The organism is Streptomyces sp. NPDC057438 (assembly GCF_042802995.1).
Lineage (GTDB): Bacteria > Actinomycetota > Actinomycetes > Streptomycetales > Streptomycetaceae > Streptomyces.
The window spans coordinates 1-18,695 of the sequence record NZ_JBHVDD010000054.1 but is presented as its reverse complement, the minus strand read 5'-3'; the positions used below and the strand labels follow the sequence as shown (position 1 = coordinate 18,695).

Here is an 18,695-nt window from a genome sequence, read left to right as displayed (position 1 = left end):
CGGCAGGGTTCGAACCTGCGACAACCGCTTGAGGTGTGGGGTCGAATCTGGGTCGGGCGGTGCTTGGCTGTGCCGGGTGGTGCTCTTTTGCCTGATCAGCACCGCCCGGCATGACCGGCCATCCGGCCCCGGGCGGCTCCTGTTGCGCCGTCCGCTCACGCGTCGCTCACGCGTTCGGCGTCCGTGGGGCGTCCAAGGGGGCGTGCTGCCGCGTCTTCCTCCCAGCCTCACTAACATTGATGTTACTAACTGTGATGTTAGTATCTGTGAGGATTTCGGGTAACCGAGAAGGTGGCGACGTGGCAGATTTCGTGGGCAGGCGGCACGAGCTCGAGACGCTGGATCGCGAGCTGGGCAGGGTGACGGCCGGGGCCGGCGGGGAGCGGCCCGGGCGGTGCGTGATGCTCCGAGGTCGCCGCCGGGTGGGTAAGTCGCGGTTGGTGGAGCGGTTCGCTGAGAGGTCTGGTGCGCCGTTCCTCTTCTATGCCGCCACAGGGGCGTCGCCGGGGGCGGACCTGGAGCGGCTCAGCCAGGATGCGCAGTCGTCCAGCCTTCCGCTGGCGCATCTGTTGTCCGCGGCCCGCCCGGCGAGTTGGGATGCGGCCTTCGACGTACTGGCGGCGGCGCTGCCGCACGACCGGGCGAGCGTGGTGGTCATGGACGAGGTGCCCTATTTGATGGATGCGGAGGGCGCCTTCGAGGGCATGCTTCAGCGGGCCTGGGACCGAGTGCTGGAGAAGAAGCCGGTTCTGCTGGTTCTCATCGGTTCCGACCTGTCGATGATGGAGGCGCTGAACAGCTATGGACGCCCGTTCCACCAGCGCGGACGGGAGATGGTGCTGGGTCCGTTGAACCCGGCGGAGGTGGGCGACATGCTCGGCCTCGATCCCGCTTCGGCCTTCGACGCGGCCTTGATCACCGGTGGACTGCCTCTGATCTGTGCGGAGTGGACGCACGGCGCCGGGATGTGGGACTTCCTGCAGGAGGCGCTCAGCGATCCGGTCTCGGCCTTGCTGGTGTCGGCGGAACGCTCGCTTGCTGCGGAGTTCCCCCAGCAAGTGCAAGCCCGCACCGTCCTCTCCGCGATCGGCAGCGGTGAGCGGACGTTCTCAAATATTGCCCGCGCTGCCGGCGGGATCGGGGCGACCCCCCTCCAGCGGTCGCTGGGGATCCTCGCGGACAAGCGGGTGATCGCGGCGGAGCTTCCCGTGTCCACGCGGCCTTCGAAGGATCGTCGCTACCGGGTCGCGGATCCCTACCTCCGCTTCTGGCTGAAGCTCCTGGGCCCGGCTATGGAGGAGGTCGAGCGGGGCCGGGGTGACCTGACACTGCGGCGCATCCGCGAAAACTGGACCAGCTGGCGCGGCAGGGCCGTTGAACCCCTGGTCCGCGAGGCGCTGGCACGGCTGCTGCCCGATACGAACCTCCCCGCCGCCCCCGCCATCGGCGGCTACTGGACCCGTACCAACGATGTGGAGATCGACATCGTGGGAGCGGACCGCGCGCCGATCGCCAAGGACCTGTTGTTCGTCGGCTCGGTGAAGTGGCTGGAGAATTCCCCGTTCGACCGGCACGATCTCGCGGCGCTGCACCGGCATCGCGCCGCGCTCACGCCCGCTCCCGTACCTGTGATCGCTGTCTCGCGCAGCGGGATCGACTGCGCGGGGCTCGACGCTGCGTACGGCCCGGCGGACCTCCTCGCGGCGTGGTCCTCCTGAGCATGCTGGAATCCGTGTCGGCGCCAGGTGTCCATGGCCTGCTGCCTCAACTCGGGTCGGCCGAGCCTCCGGCCCACCGCGACGGTGAGGTCCTCCCGCGCACGCAAACGGCCCCGGACGAGGAGTCCGAGGCCGAGTAGGAGCCCTCCCCGGGGGATAAACCCCAGGTCAGGGCGATAATACGTTGTGCCCCCCGTAGGATTCGAACCTGCGACACCCGCTTGCGGAGTTTTCCTCGGGCGGGGCGGTGACCTGTGGAAACGCCAACATCGCGGTGCCTGGCCTGGGGAAAATGCCCCTCCGTGATTCTCACGTGTTCACGGGGGGTTCCCGGCCTCATGTGCGCTGTATCCGTTCTGCCGGGACCTCGCCCGACGGCGAGTCGACGGCAGTCCTGTAGCGCCGGGCCGGGTCCCGACCGCCGGCCCCAGCTCGTCGCCGACGGTGACGCAGTCGTCGCCGTATGCCGGGTGGCCGTGCTCCTGGACCGACGTGTGCCGTGTCAGTCACCGCATCACGGGCACCGAGGGCTGCGGCAGCGCGTCTCTAGACCGGGGCGAGCGGGTGCCTGAGCGGTGCTCCGGCCCGATGGAGGCTGGCGAGGGCCAGCCGGTAGGAGGCGATCAGCCCGGTCTCCGCGTAGTCCACGCCCAGCTCCTCGCAGTAACGCCTGACGATGGGCCGGGCTTTGCGCAGGTTGGGGCTGGGCATGCTGGGGAACAGGTGGTGCTCGATCTGGTGGTTCAGACCGCCCAGCGCGATGTCGGTGAACCAGCCGCCGCGCACGTTGCGTGAGGTGAGCACCTGGCGGCGGAGGAAGTCCGGCCGGTCCTCGCCCTTCAGGATGGGCATGCCTTTGTGGTTGGGCGCGAAGAGGGAGCCGAGGTAGACGCCGAACAGGCACTGGTGGACGGCGAGGAAGGCGATCGCCATACCGGGCGGCAGCAGCCAGAGCAGGGCGGTCAGGTAGACCGCGAAGTGCGCGAACAGCAGGACGCCGTCGAGCGCTCGGTGCCTGAGCGAGTGATTGGCCAGCGCCTTCACGCTCGACACGTGCAGGTTGAAGCCCTCCAGGGTCAGGAGCGGGAAGAACAGGAAGGCCTGCCAGCGGCCGATCAGGCGGGGGAGCCCCCTGGCGGCCCGCGCCTGATCCTGGGACCAGACCAGCAGGTCGGGGTCGAGGTCGGGGTCGAGGTCCTCGTGGTTGGGGTTGGCGTGGTGGCGGGTGTGTTTGTCCTGCCACCACCCGTAGCCCATCCCGATACCCGCACCGGCGATCCGTCCGGACACCTCGCTGGCCCGGCGTCGGCGGAACACCTGGCGGTGGGCCGCGTCATGGGCGAGCAGGGCGACCTGGCCGAAGACGACGGCGAGGAAGGCGGCGACGGTCAGGGTCCACCAGCTGTCACCGATGAGCGCGACGGCGAGCCACCCGCCGACGTAGAGCCCGGCGACCACCGTGACCCGCCGTGCGTAGTGACCGGGACGGCGGCCCATCAGCCCGGCGTCGGCGATCTTCCTCGACAGCCGGGCGAAGTCACTGCCGGGCGTCGCCGAGGGTGGGGGGCGGACTGTGGTGTTCGTGGTCATGTTGCTGAGACTCTCTCCGAGGAGGCAGATGGTCAGGCGCCGCCTCGGGAGTTGCTGAGACCGGCCCACAGGCAAGGGATGCGCTTCCGCCGTTGCGGATGCACATCGCGCGACCGCGGAGCAAGGACGACGTCTGCTTCGTCCGTCGGCGGGGAGCGCGGGCCCTTCGTCTGCGTGCGGGTTCCCTGCCGGGCAGGTTTCACACCGCGGCAGGACAGGCCGACGGAGCGGTCCGCGCACATTCAAGGAAGAACGGGGACGGTCGGTCCGTGAAGGCGGGTCGGCCTGGCTGATCACGGATGAAGGCGGGTGGGCCGACTGATCACTGAGGGGCACTCATCGCGGTGACCGGCGAGGTCCGTTGCCAGGCCGCGGTTTCCGTGACGAGGACGGCGACGGTGACAGGGCCCGGGGTGTCAGTGGTGGCTGCCTCGGCCACCGCCTCCCGGACGGCGCGGGCGACGTGCAAGGGATGGTGTCCGGGGCCGACCGCGAGGTGAACCTCGATGTGTCGGCCGGGTGGATCATCATGGTCCTCCACCCTGACCGGGCGGCTGCCCAGCACGGCGGTGAGGCGGGCGACGCCCGGCACACCCGCTGCCACGCCCCCCAGCTCCCCGGCGAGTCCCCGCATGGACCCTGTTCCGGTCACCGGGGGCGAGCTCCGCGCGGCCGCGGCTTCCGGCGTGGGCCCCGTGGCCGTCGCCGCGGTCCGGGACGTCACGGCTGCCTCCGGGACCTCACGGAGATCCGTCACGCGCATGTCGGCCGTCACCGTGGCCAGCCCGAGCCGCTCAGTGGCCGCGCCCAGCAGTGTGCTCCTCAATTCGTCGGCGGTCTCCGGCAGCGGCCGCACGAGGGATGCGGTGAAGGCGGCCTCGATGGTGAGCGGGCCTGGCGGTAGCGCGCTGGCCGGCGGACGGACGGCCGGCTCGGACACGGGTTGGAGCGGCGCCGACCCGATGCGCAGGGACTCCAGTCGGGCACCGGAGACCTCGGCGGCCGTGCGCCCGAGGACCTCGACGGCCGCTTGCTCGGTGATCCACGTCCCGTCGTCGGGCCCGCCGAGAGGGAGCAGCCGGCCCAGGCCCAGCCGGCTTCGTACGGCCTGCGTCCACTCCTCGGTCACTGGCCTCTCACCCTTCTTCTCCACGGTCGCGGTTCTCTTCCCGCGGCGCTCTGCCAGGAGTGTCCGCGAGAGCTCGAGGCAGGGGCCTCAGGCCACTCGTCGGACCACCCCGTCTCACGCTCAACAGTCGGGCAAAAGGTACTAAAAAGACTATAATCCAATTAATGGGTGATTCGTGGCCTCGCGAGGGAGGAACATCCCGATGACTGAGAACACCGGCGTCAGGCTCGGCGCTGCGCCCGGCTCCCGCGGGCGGACGACCATCGCCGATGTGGTGGTGGAGAAGATCGCCGGAATGGCGGCACGGGACGTACGCGGCGTCTATGCCCTGGGCAGCGGATTCGCCCGCTCGATGGGATCCGTGCGGGAGCGGATGCCCGGCGCCGGCAGCGGCAAATCCGCCACGCGCGGGGTCAGTGTCGAGGTCGGAGAGCTGCAGGCGGCCATCGATCTGGAGCTCGTCGTCGACTACGGCGTCTCCATCACGGACGTGGCCGCCGCGGTGCGGGAGCACGTGATCTCCGCCGTGGAGCGGATGGCGGGTCGGGACGTCGTGGAAGTCAACATCATGGTCAGCGATGTGAAACTGCCCGACGAGGAGGACGAAGGGGAGGAGCGGCAGCGGGTCCAGTAGCCGGGGCGGCAGCCCGTATGAGTGAAGGAGCGCGAAATGAGCAGGGCCGTGGTGGGCTTGATGGCCGGAATGGCGCTGGGTTTCGCCGCGTATTTCGGCAACTTCTGGGCTTTCCTGCTGGTGCTCGGGCTGGGCCTCGTCGGCCTCGTCATCGGGCGGCTGACGGAGGGTGATCTCGAACCGGGCGACTTCGTCCGCCGCCGGGACCGGCAGGATCGGTTCCGCGACGACCGGCAACAGGCTCGGGGAGACGGGCGGCGGTGAGCGGGGAAGCCGATGGGCGTCCGGGCCTCCCCCGCGCGGAGCGCGGGGCGACCGCCGTCACCGACCGGGTCGTCGCGAAGATCGCGGCGCGGGTGGCGCGCGAGGCGCTGAGCCGGTTCGCCGAGACGGCCGGCCACGTACCCCCCGGCCGCCTGACGCCACATGTGAGCACATCCGTACGGCGGGCGCCGGAACGGACCAGCGCCGGCGCAGGACGGGACGCCGAGTCCGCCGCCGGACGGCAGGCGCTGCTTGGCGAGGCACGGCTGCACATCACCGTCGAGCTCGGCTACCCGTCCGACATCGGGGCCCAGTGCGCCGCGGTGCGCCGGGAGGTCACCGAGCGGATCAGGGCATGGGCCGGCATGGAAGTGTCCGACCTCGCGGTATCGGTCGAGCAACTGCACTCGGCGCATACACGGCACACGGACCGGGAGAGGGTGAGATGAGCGCGCACACCTCGCGGCAGCCGACCGGTGACAGCGACCTCTCCTCCGGTCCGGGACAGGCGGCTCCGTCCGCCGACGGCACCCCGGAAGCGACCGAGGGCGCTACGAAGGTGATCGACGGATCAGACCGGTCGGCGCACCGCTTCTGGTCGTCGCGGCGGATTCCCGCGGCCCTGGCAGCCTTGCTGTCCGCCGCGGCCGTCGGATTTCTCCTGTACGACGTGGTCGCGGTGCGGGCAGGCCGGAATGCGATGCGGTGGCGGCGGCGGCTCGCCGAGGAACTGGCCACACGGCCCCTGGACGACGTCTGGATGATCGTCGGGGCCGCGGTGGCGATGGCCCTCGGCCTGTGGCTCTTCCTGCTGGCGGTGACGCCGGGACTGCGCAGGCTGCTGCCCATGCGTCCGCCCACCGGCATCCCGGGGACAGAAGACGTCCGAGCCGGGCTCGACCGCCGCGCGGCCGCTCTGGTGCTGCGCGACCGGGCCATGCAGGTGCCCGGTGTCCAGTCGGCACAGGTCGATGTCGGCCGCCGGAAGGTCAAAGCCCGGGCACGGGCACATTTCCGCGATCTTGAGGAGGTCCGCGCGGACCTGGACGCCGAGCTGGGCGAAGCCGTGACGTCCTTGGGCCTCACCCGGCAACCCACACTGGCCGTGCGCGTCCGGCGCCCCAAGAAGGGCTGAGGTGATCCTGATGCTCAAGACGGTGAACCGGGTGCTGCTCGGGCTTCTCGGCCTCGGACTGTTCGCCCTGGGGGGCGGGGTGCTGCTGGGCGCACTGGACCTCCAGCGCCACTGGGATTTCGACGTGCCGGACTGGTGGCCCTTCCGTGGGCCGGACGATGTGGTGCTGGGCGCCTGGGGGCGCACCCGGTGGCGGGAGGAGGGCTGGTGGTGGCCGACCGTGATCGCGCTGCTCGCCGTGTTGCTGGCCCTGCTGCTGTGGTGGCTCCTCGCGCAACGCAGACACCGCCTGGACCGTGTCCTCGTCGACAGCTCAGACGGCGCGCCGGCCCGACTCAACGGCCGCACACTGGAGGACGTGATCGAGGAAGAGGCACAAGCCCTGGACGGGGTCTCGCGGGCTCATGTCCGGCTGACGGGCCGACGTACCGCTCCGACCGCACGCGTACGGCTGCTGCTGGAGCCTCACGCGGACCCGGCGCGGACTCTGGGGCGACTGAGCCGGGAAACGCTCGCACACGCACGAGACTCGGCCGGCCTCGACCGCCTCCCGTCGAAGGTCCGACTCCGCGAAGTCCGCCACCGCGCCGAACGCGCCACCTAGCCAGGACCCCCTCGGCCAAGCCTCATGGAGGTATCGGCTGCGAGGCGCCCAGGACTCCTGGAACCCGGGCGAGCCCTGGGGTGGGCGCCGCCTCCACCTGGGTGGCGCCTCTTGCGCTCTTGCGCCGGAGCCGCCACGTACCCCTCCTCGGCCGACGCGACATCGAGCACAGGCACAGCGTGCCCTGCCGTGGCCGAGAGGACGCGCAGATCTCGCACAGTTCCTTCTCGGGAGGCATCCCGTCATGGTCCTCTTCCTGATCCTGCTCGTCGCCGGAATCGCTCTGGTCGCCATCGGCGCGGCCGTCGACGGCATGTTCTACCTGATGTCCATCGGCGTCCTGCTTCTGATCGTCGCCCTGCTCTACCTGGCGGCCCGCTCCATCCGGCGCTCCACCCGGCACCCGGCCCGCTGACCGGCTCCCGAAAGCCCCGGACCAGTCCGGGCCTGACAGAACAGCCAGGTTCCCGGCTACGCGGTCACATCCCGTCGCCTGGTGGTCGATCCGGCTGTCGGAGTGCCCCTCCGAAGGCGGCCCCGAACCGACATGGCGCCTGCTGCTCCGCCGACCACGGCCTACTTCGCTCGGAACTCCGCTTCCATGCGCTCGCTCCAGTCCGCATGTGCGAAGCCGGTGGCCATGAGCGCGTCACGGTAGTCGGCGTAGGCCACTTCGAGTAGCGCCAAGACCTGATCCACGTCTCCCGCAGCACTCAGGATGATCGCGGCCTGCACGCGATGCACCTCCCACTGAGGCCACGCGTTGCCCCAATCCTCCAGCAGGTCGATCACCGCCGTTGTCACCTGTGGACTGTCACCTGTGGACTGTCACCTGTGGACGATCACGTAATTCCCCCAGGCCGGCATCCCGTCGTTCCGGAGGGGTGTCCGTGGCCAGCGTGCCTGAAGGCGGCCCGAACTACCGCCCTGAGCGGAGGCCACGCGAATGCACATGACAGTTGCGAGCCAGCTTCGCGATCATTGGCCGATGAACACGAGACCGGACCTTCTCAGTCTGAGCATCGCGTGCCCTCCACCCGACGAGGGCGGCGTGGAGGTCCGCCCGATCGTCAATGGCCGGGATCTTCTGGCCGAGGTGGTCCCCAGTGGCGTGGGAGGTTCCCGGTACCTGGGAGTAGGCCCCAGGGATCTGCTGGGCCTGGACGGGCCGTTGCATGCCACGGCGACGCCCCACGAGGTTCGTCTCGCTTGGTCCGGGTGCGGCGTGGAAGAGTGCTGTGGCGCGCTGTACTTGACGGTCGCGCGTGACGGGGATCATGTTGTCTGGGCGGGTTGGCGCGACCTGGCCAATCAGGACTTCGACCTGCCGGAGCTTCGGTTCACCGCAGGTCAGTACGAGGCCGAGCTCGTGCGAGCCGGAGAGGACCGCAGTTGGGAGTGGCCGGCAGGAGCGGTTGCGCGGCTGCTCGAGGCGGGACTGAGGGGACGCGGGGACTGGCTCGTCAGGTGGGACTGCGAGTTGGAAGGCGTCTGGGCCTCCCGCAAGGAACCCGATCGAATCCACGTCGTCCTGAGGCATCCCCGTAACCGGGCCGATGCAGATCTGCCCTGGCTCCAGTTCGGGATGACCCTCCCCCTCTCCGCGGACGCCCCATCGGTCCAAGCCGAGCGCCTTGAAGCGCGGCTGACCGCGGGCGATCCCCGTGCCACCGCCGAGGTCTGGGGAGGTTCGCATGATGCCGAGCAACTGGGCTACCCATGGCCGCCCGTCGACCCGCTGTTCATGTGAACGGCAGGGAGAGGCGGGGGTGGGCCTTTTCCTGCCGTTGGGCATCCACTCGCAACCGCCATCCCCATGGGGAAGTGTGACCGTACGGGTGGGGAATTACGTGACGCTGATCATGTAGATCGTGGGAAAAGCATGACCGCTGACATCACCTTCGGGTCGGGGAAATCCTGCCCAACCCGCTCCGCAACCCGAGTGCTGACCCGGATGCGTTCCCCCATCGCGCCACCCTCCCTGCCTCTTCGGTGTGCCGGAGAGCCTTCCATGACCGTGATCGTCCCAATGGTCTGGCAACCACCCACGGGCCTGACTCACTCGCGGTGTCAGACCCTTGCCCTGGTGCGTCTCTGTCGGGGTGGCGGGATTTGAATCAACGAACTCTTCGTCCCGAAGCAACTTGGGGGCCCTCGGCCTTGCTCTGCTTCGGTTTTGACCTGGGACGACAATCCGTAAGCGTCCGTGCTCGTTTGTCGTTGTGTGTCGACGTTGTCACGCAGTCAGAGACGCACGTGCAGACGGACGATCAATCCCCGGGCTGCCGACGGGCGGCGGCCCGCATCCCGCCGCGTCGACCACCAAGTTGCTATCGACGGTCGTGAGCTGCCGCACCGTGAGGTTCGGGCCCGGCACAAGGTGGTCTTCAAAGCGTCTCCACTCGCATGACTGAGGGATTCCGTGGTGGAAACAGTCCTGCGGGCCGGGCGCTGCCGGCCCAGGCTCTGGCCGGCCGTCGGTCCCTCGACACTGTCCTGGCCCATCGGCGGGGCGGTTGTCAGTCGACTGAGGTCATGAAGTTCAGCATCCGGCGGTTGATCTCCTCCGCATGGTCAATCTGCGGCCCGTGGCCCGTGCTGGAGATGATCTCGGCTCGGGCACCGGGGATCAGACGCGGCACGCGCTCCACCTGCCGCTGCGGGTGCACGAGGAGGCTTCGCTTGCCGAGCACCAGATAGAGCGGAGTCCGGATGGTGGAAAGCTCCTCCTCGGACAGGGGAAGCGGCGCCGGGCGGCGTATGCGGTAGGCGCGAACCGCAGTTTGGATCATCGCGCGCAGTTCCGGCACGACGAGGACCGGCTGTTCGAGCCAGGCCGCCAGTCGCGGGCGGAGCACCTTGGGCGCGAAGGTCGCGAAGAGACTGGCGAAGATCCAGACGAAGAAGCGCAACCCCACCTTCTCCAGGCCGCCGGGGTCGAGCAAGGTGACCGAGGCGAGGCGACCGGGCCTGCGATGCGCCTGGTTCAGGGCAAGCCAGCCACCGTAGGAGGAGCCGACGAGGTGGACGCGGTCGAGTCCGAGCCCGGCGAGCGCCTCATCCAGCCACTGCGCCGCATGTTCGGGCTGGTGGATGGGTTCGCGCTGCACGCTGCGGCCGGGATCACCCGGAGTGTCGATCGCGTAGACCGGGCGGTCTGCGCTGAGGGCGGGGGTGTTCGGGTACCACATGGCGGAGCAGGAGCCCGCCCCGTGTACCAGGACGACGGGGGTGCAGTCTCGGGCGGTCTGGTTCACGGGGCCGTAGCGGTATACGTGCGTGGTGCCGAAGGACGTTTCCACGTCCTCTTCCTCGAGCAAGGGCGCCCCCAGTGCGTAGACCGCATCGCAGGCCGTGAAGTAGCGCTCCCGCCAGGCATCGCTCACATAACGGCCGATGTCGGCCCGAGTTCGGGCAGCGGTCTGGGGCATGGCCACCTCCAGCGTTTCGGTTTTGTGATACGAACGTATCACGAGGTTGGTACGGCTGTATCATCAAGGGCCACCCCGCGATAGCCGTAGCAGGAACCAGGAGCGGAGAGCAGGCCGATGCCCAAGCGCGTGGACCACGCAGAACGGCGCACCGAGATCGCCGAGGCCCTCGTCCGGGTCGCCGGCCGACGCGGGCTGCATGCCGTCGGGATGCGCGATGTGGCAGCGGAGGCGGGCGTATCGCTGCGGCTGGTGCAGTACTACTTCCAGACCAAGGAAAAATTGCTGCTCTTCGGGCTCGAGCTTCTGGCGGAGAGATTCGGGGAGCGGGTCTCCGCCCGTGTACGGGCCGCCGGGGACAGCCCAGGACCGCGTGCGATGGTTGAGGCGCTGCTGATGGCGGCGCTGCCGACAGACGACGAGAGCCGCACCTTCCACCACCTCTACACGTCATACGCAGTTCTGGCCGTGAACGACCCGGCGCTCGCAGCCCAGCCCTTCATCAAGAACCCCGACGCCGCCGAAGACGGCCTGACCGAACTCCTCCGACAGGCGCAAGAAGCGGCACTGCTTGAGCCCGGTGTGGACGCACGGTTGGAGGCAGCCGGCCTGCTTGCCATGTCTGCGGGACTCGGCACCAGCATCCTCGTCGGCCAGCGCAGCCCGGAGTCCGCGACCACAGTCGTGGGCCACCACCTGAACCGAATCTTCCGCACCGGTGACGGGTTCCGACATGAGTGACCGGAGCCCGGCAGCCGTGGAGCTGAAGACCGCCCGGCTGTTGCTGAGACGCCCGACCGCAGCCGATGTCGACGCGATCTTCGCCGTCCACCGCGATCCTGAGACGTGTGTCCACAACCCGTCCGATGCACTCGCCCGGCTTGAGGAAGCAGAGGCGCTCTACCAGCGTTGGGACGACCAGTGGCAGCAGTACGGATACGGGTACTGGGTTGTCCGGCACCACGGCTCCGCTCAGCAGCTCGGATTCTGCGGAATCAAGCCCATGGAACTGCACGGGGCCCCGGTCCTGAACCTCTTCTACCGTTTCGCGACCTCAGCCTGGGGCCAAGGCTTCGCCGGTGAAGCCGCGGCCGCAGTTGCCACCTGGGCATCCCATCACCTGCCCGACATCGCGCTGATCGCCCGCGTTCGCCCAGCCAACCTTGCTTCTCAGCGCGTCGCGATACGCGCCGGGCTCAACCGAGCACAGCATCTCGACACCGAGGGATACGACGGCTTCGACTGGATCTACATGGCCCAACCGGCGAACGGAGCTACACAACCAAACCTGACTGCCGGTGAGAACGGCTTGTGATCAGTGAACCTGGTCCCGAGTCTCCAAGGCGAGTCGGGCGGCGTCCTCGCCGGTTCCGTCATCTGTCGGGCGTGGCGCAACGACCGTAAGGCCGTACTGCCGCCACACGTCTTCGGGTCGCCCAACGGACGGCGGTCTACAACTGGTTGCTCCACGCGGGAGCGAAGCATTCCAAGGCCACCGAGTAGCGCTGACTGTGAGAAGCCGGACGTGGGTCCCTTCGACCCACTACCTTCCCCGGCTCCCATCCCGTCTGCTCGGCTCTGCCTGGGTCGACGGCAGACGGGATGGGAGCTCCCCGCGCACGCCACCACCACTCCGGCCGGCACCAGCGAAGGGCCGCGCCGCCGGCATCTACCTGCCCGGCGAGCACCAGGCCGCGCGACAACAGGGGCTGTTGCACTCGGGACAGGGCGGAGCATCGTCGGGCACGGGAGATCTATTCCGGGCGCGCCTGGATGGCTTGTGCCTGGACCGGCGCGATCGTCAGCCCGAGGCCCGGGCCCCGTCGGTTCTCGGCCGCTCCGGGCCGTAAGTGTTGCGGCCCGTGGGCGAGCAGCTCTGCCGAAGCCCGGCCTGGTTTGCGTACGACGACAACGGCGCCGTTCACCGTCGGTGAGACCGGTGACCGCCCGTGCCGGTGGGCGTTGCCGGATCAGCCTGTTCCGCGCCCGCGCTCGGCCTCGACACCTCCAACAGCTATTCGACCAGCCTGCGCACCCCCGGACCGTGTTCCGCATCAGATCGGCCCTCTTGTTGTCGAGCCTCGCAGCCTGAGCGGTGCGCGGCTGAGCGGCTGCCCTGTCCACCGAGTCCTCGTGCGGTCACCGCCCCGGTGACCTGTACGACGGCTGTGACGTGCCTCACCGGAACTCGCCCGCACCGTACGTCAGCTCAAGACGTGACCACAGATATGCGAACCCGGGTGCGAAACGGAGATCCGGACGCCTTCGCGGAACTCTTCGACGCGTGCGCCCGCGCGGTGTACAACCACGCCTTCCGGCTGACCGCCGACTGGTCGCTGGCCGAGGACGTGATGTCGACGACCTTCATGGAGGCGTGGCGGCGCCGGGCCTCGGTCGAGGCCGAAGGCGGCTCGCTGCGGCCGTGGCTGCTGGGCATCGCCACCAACGTCGCCCGCTCCCACCACCGCAGCAACCGCCGCTACCGCAACGCGGCGAGCGCCGCGGCCGCCGCGCACGCCGCCGAGGAACGGGTCGAGGACCACGCCGAGGAGACCGCCGGACGCCTGGACGACCGGCGCCGTATCAACGCCACGCTCGCCGCCCTCAGCCTGCTCAAGCGCCCCGAGCGTGAGGTCCTGACGCTGTGCCTGTGGGAGGGGCTGGAGTACGCCGAGGCGGCCCGCGCCCTGGGTATCCCGGTCGGCACCGTCCGCTCCCGCCTCTCCCGCGCCCGCGCCAAGCTGCGCAAGCTCGCCGACGCGCAACTGCTCGGAGAAAAAAGGGAACCCACGCGCACAGACCGGCAGATAACAGGTGATCGCGGATACGCGGTCCGGTCCGCACAGGAAGGAAACCGATGAACGCCAGCCCCTCCCACCGGCCCCACCCGGCCGAGTGGACGGAGACGCAGAGTCTGCTGCCCTCCGCCGAGCGGGATCTGCCGGCGGGCCGCCACCAGTTCCACAAGGAGCAGATGATGGCCCGGATCCACGAAGACCTCCGCACCCCCTCCCGTACGTCCGCCACCTCTCCGGTCGCGCCCGTGAAGCGCTCCAACCCGTTCCTGCGCCGTACGATCCTCCTGCCCGCCGCGGCCTTCGCCCTGGCCGGCGCGGTCGCGGGCGGCCTCGCCCTCACCGACGGCGGGGCCCACGGCGGCACGACCGCCCTGGCCACCGGCCCCGCACTGACCACCAGGATTGGCGTCGCCGACGCCAAGGGCGCCCCCCAGCTCCTCGAACGCATCTCCCTGGCCGCCGCCGACACCTCCGAGCCCACCCCGCGCAAGGGCCAGTACATCTACATCGCCTCGAAGGTGGCCGACACCTACATCGCGGTCGACGGCGACAACAGGAGCGAGGCGGTCAGCACCGAGCTGCACTCCCGCCAGGTCTGGAAATCCCTCGACGGCAGGGACGGCTGGCTGATCGAGGCCGGTGAGACCGGCGACGAGGGCATCACCCTGCAGAGCGACACCCCGGACAGCGGCGCCTACAACGCCCTGGCCGAGCTGCCGACCGACCCCGACGCGCTGCTGCAGCGGATCTACCGCGCTTCGGACGCCGTCCGGGACCCCGAAGTCCCCCGCGACCAGGCGGCCTTCGTCGCGATCGGCGATCTGCTGTCCGAGAGCTACCCGCCCGCCGAGGTCGGCGCCGCCCTCTACAAGGCCGCGGCCAAGATCCCCGGCGTCGTCGCGGTGAATGACGCGGTCGACGCCACGGGCAGGCACGGGATCGCGATCGCGCGGGAGAACCCCGTAGCCGGCGAGCGCACCGAGTGGATCTTCGACAAGAAGACGCTGCGGTTCCTCGGCGAGCGCATTGTGGTGGTCAAGGCCACGGCTGACAGTCCCCTCAAGGTCGGTACCGTCACGCACACCAGCGCGATCACCGAGCGCGCGGTCGTCGACGCCACCAAGCAGGTCCCCGGGCAGGCAAGCTGAATGCGCGACAGAACCACAAGCACCTCGCTTGCCGCCTTGCTGGTGGCGGGGCTACCCAACTTGATTGGGTGATGTCGGCGCCGTTCGCCTGACGGTGGTCGCTCAGCTCGGGTAGCTCTGGACCGTGAGATACGCGCAGGGCGGCGGGTTGACCGACGCTGGGAGGGCCGCGCGGGAGCGGATTCGGCTTCAGGCCGCTGAACGCTTCGAGCGCGGGGAGAAGAACCGGGAGATAGCTGCCGCGCTGCAAGTCAGCGAGCGGTCGGTAGAACGGTGGCGCCGCCAGTGGCGCGAGCGTGGCGAGGCTGGAGTCCTGTCGAAGGGCTCACCCGGGCGACCGAGGCTCAGCGAAAAGCAGGTCGCCAAGCTGGAGCGGGAGTTGGAGCGCGGCCCCCTGGTCCACGGCTGGGTCGATCAGCGGTGGACCCTGGCCCGGGTGAAGACGCTGTTCGGCCGGCTGTTCCATGTGAGCTACACAGTCGAGGGGACATGGCGGTTGCTGAAGCGGCACGGCTGGTCGTGGCAGCAACCGGCCCGCCGCGCGATCGAGCGTGATGACGATGCGGTGGACCTGTGGAAGAAGGAGGTATGGCCGCGGGTAAGAGCACCGCGGCGGCCTGCGGCGGATGGATCGTCTTCGAGGACGAGGCCGGTCAGTCGCTGATGCCGCCGCGAGCCAGGTCCTGGGGCCGTCGGGGCTGCACCTCGGTGGTCCGCGTGCGCGGCCGGGGCTCGGGCCGGGTATCGATGGCAGGCATGACCTGCTACAGGCCCGGCGGGCGGTCCCGGCTCTTCTACTCCGTCCGCGAGTACACCGGACGCAAGGACCAGCCCAAGGGTTTCGGCTGGCGCGACTTCCGCGACCTGCTGATCCGCGCCCGCATCCAGCTCGGTGGCCCGATCGTCCTGGTCTGGGACAACGTCCGAGCTCAGAGCTGCGGCATGCCGGCAGCGATCTCGAACCCGGAGGACTCGTCCCAAGGAACCGCCTCCCACAGGCTCACCACGGAGGCCCAAATGCGGTGCAGCAGAGCCCAGTCGGGGTTGTCCCCGCTGAGGGTGACGGTGGCTAGCAGGTCGCATCCCCAGATGCCCTGCTCGTCATTACGCGATGCAGTGATCACAGACTCTGCGATCTCTGCTACGCCCACGTGTACTTCCAGTGTCAGCAAGTCCGCGACTGGCCTGTCACTGTCGCTGGAACCAGTACCGAGCCTGAACGCGGCCACCGAATCCCCGAACGGCCCCAACCACTCGCCCACCAGACGGTCGCTGCTCTTCAGCAGGTAGTCCAGCAGGCGATCAAGCGCCTCGTCGCCTCTGTCTTCTCCAGAGCGGCAGAAGAAGCTGAGTTGGTAGGCCACGATTCCCCCGTCGTCCGCGCTTGACCAGAAGTGTTTGCACTGCGTCATCATGCACGCCGCACTTGTGATCGCGGTCGGCGGAGTCTTCACGAGTGGGTCAAGCGGGTCTGTCGAACGAGCGGTGTAACTGGGGGTGGTTGGAGTTACTGACGGGCTGCGGATAGGCGGCCGTCGAAGGTGATGTCGAAGGCGTTCAGTGCGGTCTTCCAGCGCATGGTCCAGCGGGCCTGCCCCTTGCCGGTGGGGTCGAGGGACATGATCGCCATGTAGACGCATTTCAGGGCGGCCTGCTCGTTGGGGAAGTGTCCGCGGGCCTTGACCGCCCGGCGGATACGGGTGTTCACCGACTCGATCGCGTTCGTCGTGCAGACGATGCGGCGGATCTCGGTGTCGAACCGCAGGAACGGGGTGAACTCCTCCCAGGCGTTCTCCCACAGTTTCACGATCGCCGGATACTTCCGGCCCCAGGCATCGGCGAACTCGGCGAACCGGTCCAGGGCGGCCTCTTCGGTGGGAGCGGTGTGAACGGGCTTGAGAAGCTTCATGGCGGAAGGAGTTCCGCAGCAGATGCACGACACAGGTCTGCACGATCGTCCGGGGCCAGACGGCCTCCACCGCTTCGGGCAGGCCCTTGAGCCCGTCGCAGACCAGCATGAGCACGTCGCCCACGCCGCGGTTCTTGATCTCCGTGAGGATGTGCAGCCAGTGCTTGGCGCCCTCGCCGCCGTCGCCGGCCCACAGCCCCAGGATCTCCCGTCGGCCCTCGGCGGTGATGGCCAGGGCGACATGGATGGGCCGGTTGGCAACCGCACCGTCACGGACTTGACGTGGATGGCGTCGATGAAGACGACCGGATAGACGGTGTCGAGCGGGCGGCCCTGCCATTCGGCCATGCCCTCGAGCACCTTGTCGGTGATGGTGGAGATGGTCTGGCGGGAGACCTCGGCTCCATAGACCTCGGCCAGGTGGGCCTGGACCTCGCCGGTGGTCAGGCCCTTCGCGGCGAGCGAGATGACCATCTCGGCGACGCCGGTCAGGCGCTTCTGCCGCTTCTTTGAGTCTTCAGCCCCTGGCACCTGTAGATATCAGGCTGCCAGGGGCTGATCGTGTGGGATAGAAACGGTCGCATGGACGTCGCAGTGCTTGAGCAGAAGCTGGACGAGATCTTCGATCACGCCGTCGTCCACCATGGGTACACCAGCTACATGCGCGACTACGAGGTCATCGTCTACGTGACGGCGGATCCCCGCACAGACGTCGAGCCGGCGTATCTGCGGTACCTCTTCCGGTACTGCGTTGAGGCCCGGTGTGAATCGTCCGTGCTGCCGGAGACCTGGCGTGTCTCTTTGGACGATCGCCTCATCGATCATGAGACGGGCGTCGACCTCGACGGATACGTGTGGGGTGCTCCTTGTACCCAGGCGCCGAGGTCCTCCCGGAGTCGGAAGCGACCCGTCGTTGGGCGCAAGCCGTGGGGATCGACTTCCATGAGGTTCGCATCGAGACCAACGCGCACCGCCTCACCCTGCTCTTTTCGGACCTGCAGGTCAGTGAGGTGACGGACGGGTACGCGTCCTCCATGAAGTAGCGGATATCCCTTCCGCCCCGACGAACTGCTGAATGGGCGTAGTGGCACGGCCTCGAACGCGACGAAGGGCCAGCCTGGGAGGAAACCCTCCTGAGCTGGCCCTTTTGCTGTGCCCCCGGCAGGATTCGAACCTGCGACACCCGCTTTAGGAGAGCGGTGCTCTATCCCCTGAGCTACGAAGGCAGGGGCTTGTAGAAAACCTTGGAGAAAATCCAGGGAGTGGATCTTCGGCGAGGAGTACAAGCCCACTGGTCAGGCATGGTGCGACCTGCTCCGCAGCCATACATGAGCAGACAGCGCCGCGCACCAACGACCGACCAGGGACAGCGTAGCGGATGCCTGCCAGGGAGAGGTGTCGGTATAAGGGGCAGGCGGGCGAGAAGCCAAGCGAGAGTGCCTCTGACCTGCTGATTCCATGGCTCTCGGTGGATGAGCTGGCGGACGATGAAGGGACAGGGGCGAGGGGGTTGGTCCGTTCCGCCCCCTGCATCAGGTTGTGGGGGTACTTGGCGCCGCTCCTGGGGGCCTGGCATGACTGGCTGCCCCTTGCTCGTGGTGGTAGCCCTCTCCTGTGATGGTTCTTCGTCGCATCCTGAAGGAGCTGGGCGGTGATCGAGAGGCTGCGCATACTCCGCGCTGATGCGCCGGGGCCGGGAGCCTGGGCTGCCCCGACGTTTCCGGACGGGGGCCAATAGGAACTCCCAGAACAGGAAACGCGGAGGCAGAAATGGTGTTACGCGATAAGTGCCCACGCGCGTACTGAGCTTGAGTTGAATGCGGAGACGCTCGGCGGCTGCGTGAGGAAGCGCCAGAAGCAGCATGAGTCGCCCGCCGGTATGGATCTTTCGGTAGTGAACGCGTCAGGCTGAAGGAACTCGAGCCCGCAACCGTGAGCTGGAGAACGCCTTCTCGAAGTAGCCCGCGGAGGGCGCCTGCGTCGTAGGGAAGCGTGGGGATCGGGATCGCCGATGGCGCGTCGTCGCCGCAGGTGCCGGCGCGATGTTCGTCGTACGCCGCACGAGGGCCGGGGTTCGGGTGTGGGGCGAGAGCGGTTCCGTACGGAACACGGAGAGGGGCCTGTGCCCGGAGGACCCGGAGGGGGCACAGGCCCCTCCTTCTTTTCAGGCGCCTGAACCTTGGCCTTCACGGTTCATGTGCGCCGGCTCGCGGTCTTGGTGAGCATCTTGACGTCCTCTTAGACGTCGTCTCATTTGGTGAGTCGGCGGTAGCAAATGAGGGTGCAGGCGATGGCGGTGAAGGCCAGGAAGTGTTCGGCCTTGCGCTCGTAGCGG

The 18,695-nt window shown here is 68.6% G+C and carries 19 protein-coding genes, 1 tRNA gene and 1 pseudogene; 14 read left to right on the top strand and 7 right to left on the bottom strand.

What is annotated here, in order from left to right:
- The first annotated feature begins 299 nt into the window (after window positions 1-299).
- Window positions 300-1,718 (top strand): ATP-binding protein, encoded by a 1,419-nt coding sequence (locus ACFU5F_RS26000; protein ID WP_383891784.1) that lies wholly within the window; start codon window positions 300-302, stop codon window positions 1,716-1,718.
- A gap of 546 nt (window positions 1,719-2,264) precedes the next feature.
- On the opposite strand, the gene ACFU5F_RS25995 is transcribed toward ACFU5F_RS26000, so the two are convergent.
- Window positions 2,265-3,308: a fatty acid desaturase family protein gene (locus ACFU5F_RS25995; RefSeq protein WP_383891781.1), complete on the bottom strand. Its 1,044-nt coding sequence runs from the start codon at window positions 3,306-3,308 to the stop codon at window positions 2,265-2,267.
- Window positions 3,309-3,630: 322 nt separating this feature from the next.
- Window positions 3,631-4,437: a hypothetical protein gene (locus ACFU5F_RS25990; RefSeq protein ID WP_383891886.1), complete on the bottom strand. Its 807-nt coding sequence runs from the start codon at window positions 4,435-4,437 to the stop codon at window positions 3,631-3,633.
- A gap of 202 nt (window positions 4,438-4,639) precedes the next feature.
- Here ACFU5F_RS25990 and ACFU5F_RS25985 point away from each other — a divergent pair, with 202 nt between their 5' ends.
- The 6 genes from ACFU5F_RS25985 to ACFU5F_RS25960 all read left to right on the top strand — a co-directional run bounded on the left by ACFU5F_RS25985 (window position 4,640) and on the right by ACFU5F_RS25960 (window position 7,489).
- The gene (locus ACFU5F_RS25985; RefSeq protein WP_383891778.1) at window positions 4,640-5,071 is read left to right on the top strand and encodes an Asp23/Gls24 family envelope stress response protein; all 432 of its coding nucleotides are present in this window, start codon (window positions 4,640-4,642) and stop codon (window positions 5,069-5,071) included.
- Between the two features lie 36 nt (window positions 5,072-5,107).
- On the top strand, window positions 5,108-5,335 hold the full coding sequence (locus ACFU5F_RS25980) for a hypothetical protein (RefSeq protein ID WP_383891775.1): 228 nt from the start codon (window positions 5,108-5,110) through the stop codon (window positions 5,333-5,335).
- Complete coding sequence (locus tag ACFU5F_RS25975) at window positions 5,332-5,784, top strand: Asp23/Gls24 family envelope stress response protein (RefSeq protein ID WP_383891772.1); 453 nt, start codon at window positions 5,332-5,334, stop codon at window positions 5,782-5,784. The genes ACFU5F_RS25980 and ACFU5F_RS25975 overlap by 4 nt, the downstream gene beginning before the upstream one ends.
- Window positions 5,781-6,470: a DUF6286 domain-containing protein gene (locus ACFU5F_RS25970; RefSeq protein ID WP_383891769.1), complete on the top strand. Its 690-nt coding sequence runs from the start codon at window positions 5,781-5,783 to the stop codon at window positions 6,468-6,470. The genes ACFU5F_RS25975 and ACFU5F_RS25970 overlap by 4 nt, the downstream gene beginning before the upstream one ends.
- Window positions 6,471-6,480: 10 nt before the next feature.
- Window positions 6,481-7,074 (top strand): alkaline shock response membrane anchor protein AmaP, encoded by a 594-nt coding sequence (amaP, locus tag ACFU5F_RS25965; protein ID WP_383891766.1) that lies wholly within the window; start codon window positions 6,481-6,483, stop codon window positions 7,072-7,074.
- Between the two features lie 244 nt (window positions 7,075-7,318).
- Window positions 7,319-7,489, top strand: coding sequence for a hypothetical protein (locus tag ACFU5F_RS25960; protein ID WP_383891763.1), 171 nt, complete (start codon window positions 7,319-7,321; stop codon window positions 7,487-7,489).
- Between the two features lie 161 nt (window positions 7,490-7,650).
- Here ACFU5F_RS25960 and ACFU5F_RS25955 read toward each other — a convergent pair whose 3' ends face one another.
- On the bottom strand, window positions 7,651-7,866 hold the full coding sequence (locus tag ACFU5F_RS25955) for a hypothetical protein (RefSeq protein ID WP_383891760.1): 216 nt from the start codon (window positions 7,864-7,866) through the stop codon (window positions 7,651-7,653).
- Window positions 7,867-8,062: 196 nt separating this feature from the next.
- On the opposite strand from ACFU5F_RS25955, the gene ACFU5F_RS25950 reads away from it, so the two are divergent.
- Entirely contained in the window at window positions 8,063-8,824 is a 762-nt protein-coding gene (locus ACFU5F_RS25950; RefSeq protein ID WP_383891757.1) for a hypothetical protein, read from the top strand.
- 769 nt (window positions 8,825-9,593) lie between these two features.
- On the opposite strand, the gene ACFU5F_RS25945 is transcribed toward ACFU5F_RS25950, so the two are convergent.
- Window positions 9,594-10,505 (bottom strand): alpha/beta fold hydrolase, encoded by a 912-nt coding sequence (locus ACFU5F_RS25945; protein ID WP_383891754.1) that lies wholly within the window; start codon window positions 10,503-10,505, stop codon window positions 9,594-9,596.
- A 117-nt stretch (window positions 10,506-10,622) separates the two neighbouring features.
- On the opposite strand from ACFU5F_RS25945, the gene ACFU5F_RS25940 reads away from it, so the two are divergent.
- From ACFU5F_RS25940 to ACFU5F_RS25920, 5 genes are all read left to right on the top strand, one after another.
- A complete protein-coding gene (locus ACFU5F_RS25940; protein ID WP_383891751.1) occupies window positions 10,623-11,246 on the top strand; it encodes a TetR/AcrR family transcriptional regulator in 624 nt (207 codons plus the stop codon).
- A gap of 16 nt (window positions 11,247-11,262) precedes the next feature.
- Complete coding sequence (locus ACFU5F_RS25935) at window positions 11,263-11,820, top strand: GNAT family N-acetyltransferase (protein ID WP_383891748.1); 558 nt, start codon at window positions 11,263-11,265, stop codon at window positions 11,818-11,820.
- Between the two features lie 901 nt (window positions 11,821-12,721).
- The gene (locus tag ACFU5F_RS25930) at window positions 12,722-13,366 is read left to right on the top strand and encodes an RNA polymerase sigma factor (RefSeq protein WP_383891745.1); all 645 of its coding nucleotides are present in this window, start codon (window positions 12,722-12,724) and stop codon (window positions 13,364-13,366) included.
- Window positions 13,363-14,451, top strand: a complete 1,089-nt coding sequence (locus tag ACFU5F_RS25925) for a CU044_5270 family protein (RefSeq protein WP_383891742.1) — start codon at window positions 13,363-13,365, stop codon at window positions 14,449-14,451. The genes ACFU5F_RS25930 and ACFU5F_RS25925 overlap by 4 nt, the downstream gene beginning before the upstream one ends.
- A gap of 124 nt (window positions 14,452-14,575) precedes the next feature.
- On the top strand, window positions 14,576-15,115 hold the full coding sequence (locus tag ACFU5F_RS25920) for a winged helix-turn-helix domain-containing protein (RefSeq protein WP_383891740.1): 540 nt from the start codon (window positions 14,576-14,578) through the stop codon (window positions 15,113-15,115).
- 265 nt (window positions 15,116-15,380) lie between these two features.
- Here the strand turns inward: ACFU5F_RS25920 and ACFU5F_RS25915 are convergent, their stop codons facing one another.
- Window positions 15,381-15,815, bottom strand: coding sequence for a hypothetical protein (locus ACFU5F_RS25915; protein ID WP_383891737.1), 435 nt, complete (start codon window positions 15,813-15,815; stop codon window positions 15,381-15,383).
- Between the two features lie 143 nt (window positions 15,816-15,958).
- Window positions 15,959-16,870 (bottom strand): annotated as a pseudogene (locus ACFU5F_RS25910) (IS256 family transposase); the annotation flags it as partial.
- A 72-nt stretch (window positions 16,871-16,942) separates the two neighbouring features.
- Between ACFU5F_RS25910 and ACFU5F_RS25905 the strand changes: the two are divergent.
- Window positions 16,943-17,374: a hypothetical protein gene (locus ACFU5F_RS25905; RefSeq protein WP_383891734.1), complete on the top strand. Its 432-nt coding sequence runs from the start codon at window positions 16,943-16,945 to the stop codon at window positions 17,372-17,374.
- A gap of 139 nt (window positions 17,375-17,513) precedes the next feature.
- On the opposite strand, the gene ACFU5F_RS25900 is transcribed toward ACFU5F_RS25905, so the two are convergent.
- Window positions 17,514-17,586 (bottom strand) — tRNA-Arg (locus ACFU5F_RS25900).
- Window positions 17,587-18,695 lie beyond the last annotated feature (1,109 nt).

Coding starts and splice junctions, on each gene's coding strand:
- ACFU5F_RS25995 (WP_383891781.1), bottom strand. CDS start 3,308: ATGACCACGAACACCACAGTCCGCCCCCCACCCTCGGCGACGCCCGGC.
- ACFU5F_RS25985 (WP_383891778.1), top strand. CDS start 4,640: ATGACTGAGAACACCGGCGTCAGGCTCGGCGCTGCGCCCGGCTCCCGC.
- ACFU5F_RS25980 (WP_383891775.1), top strand. CDS start 5,108: ATGAGCAGGGCCGTGGTGGGCTTGATGGCCGGAATGGCGCTGGGTTTC.
- ACFU5F_RS25970 (WP_383891769.1), top strand. CDS start 5,781: ATGAGCGCGCACACCTCGCGGCAGCCGACCGGTGACAGCGACCTCTCC.
- amaP (WP_383891766.1), top strand. CDS start 6,481: ATGCTCAAGACGGTGAACCGGGTGCTGCTCGGGCTTCTCGGCCTCGGA.
- ACFU5F_RS25960 (WP_383891763.1), top strand. CDS start 7,319: ATGGTCCTCTTCCTGATCCTGCTCGTCGCCGGAATCGCTCTGGTCGCC.
- ACFU5F_RS25950 (WP_383891757.1), top strand. CDS start 8,063: ATGAACACGAGACCGGACCTTCTCAGTCTGAGCATCGCGTGCCCTCCA.
- ACFU5F_RS25945 (WP_383891754.1), bottom strand. CDS start 10,505: ATGCCCCAGACCGCTGCCCGAACTCGGGCCGACATCGGCCGTTATGTG.
- ACFU5F_RS25940 (WP_383891751.1), top strand. CDS start 10,623: ATGCCCAAGCGCGTGGACCACGCAGAACGGCGCACCGAGATCGCCGAG.
- ACFU5F_RS25925 (WP_383891742.1), top strand. CDS start 13,363: ATGAACGCCAGCCCCTCCCACCGGCCCCACCCGGCCGAGTGGACGGAG.
- ACFU5F_RS25905 (WP_383891734.1), top strand. CDS start 16,943: ATGGACGTCGCAGTGCTTGAGCAGAAGCTGGACGAGATCTTCGATCAC.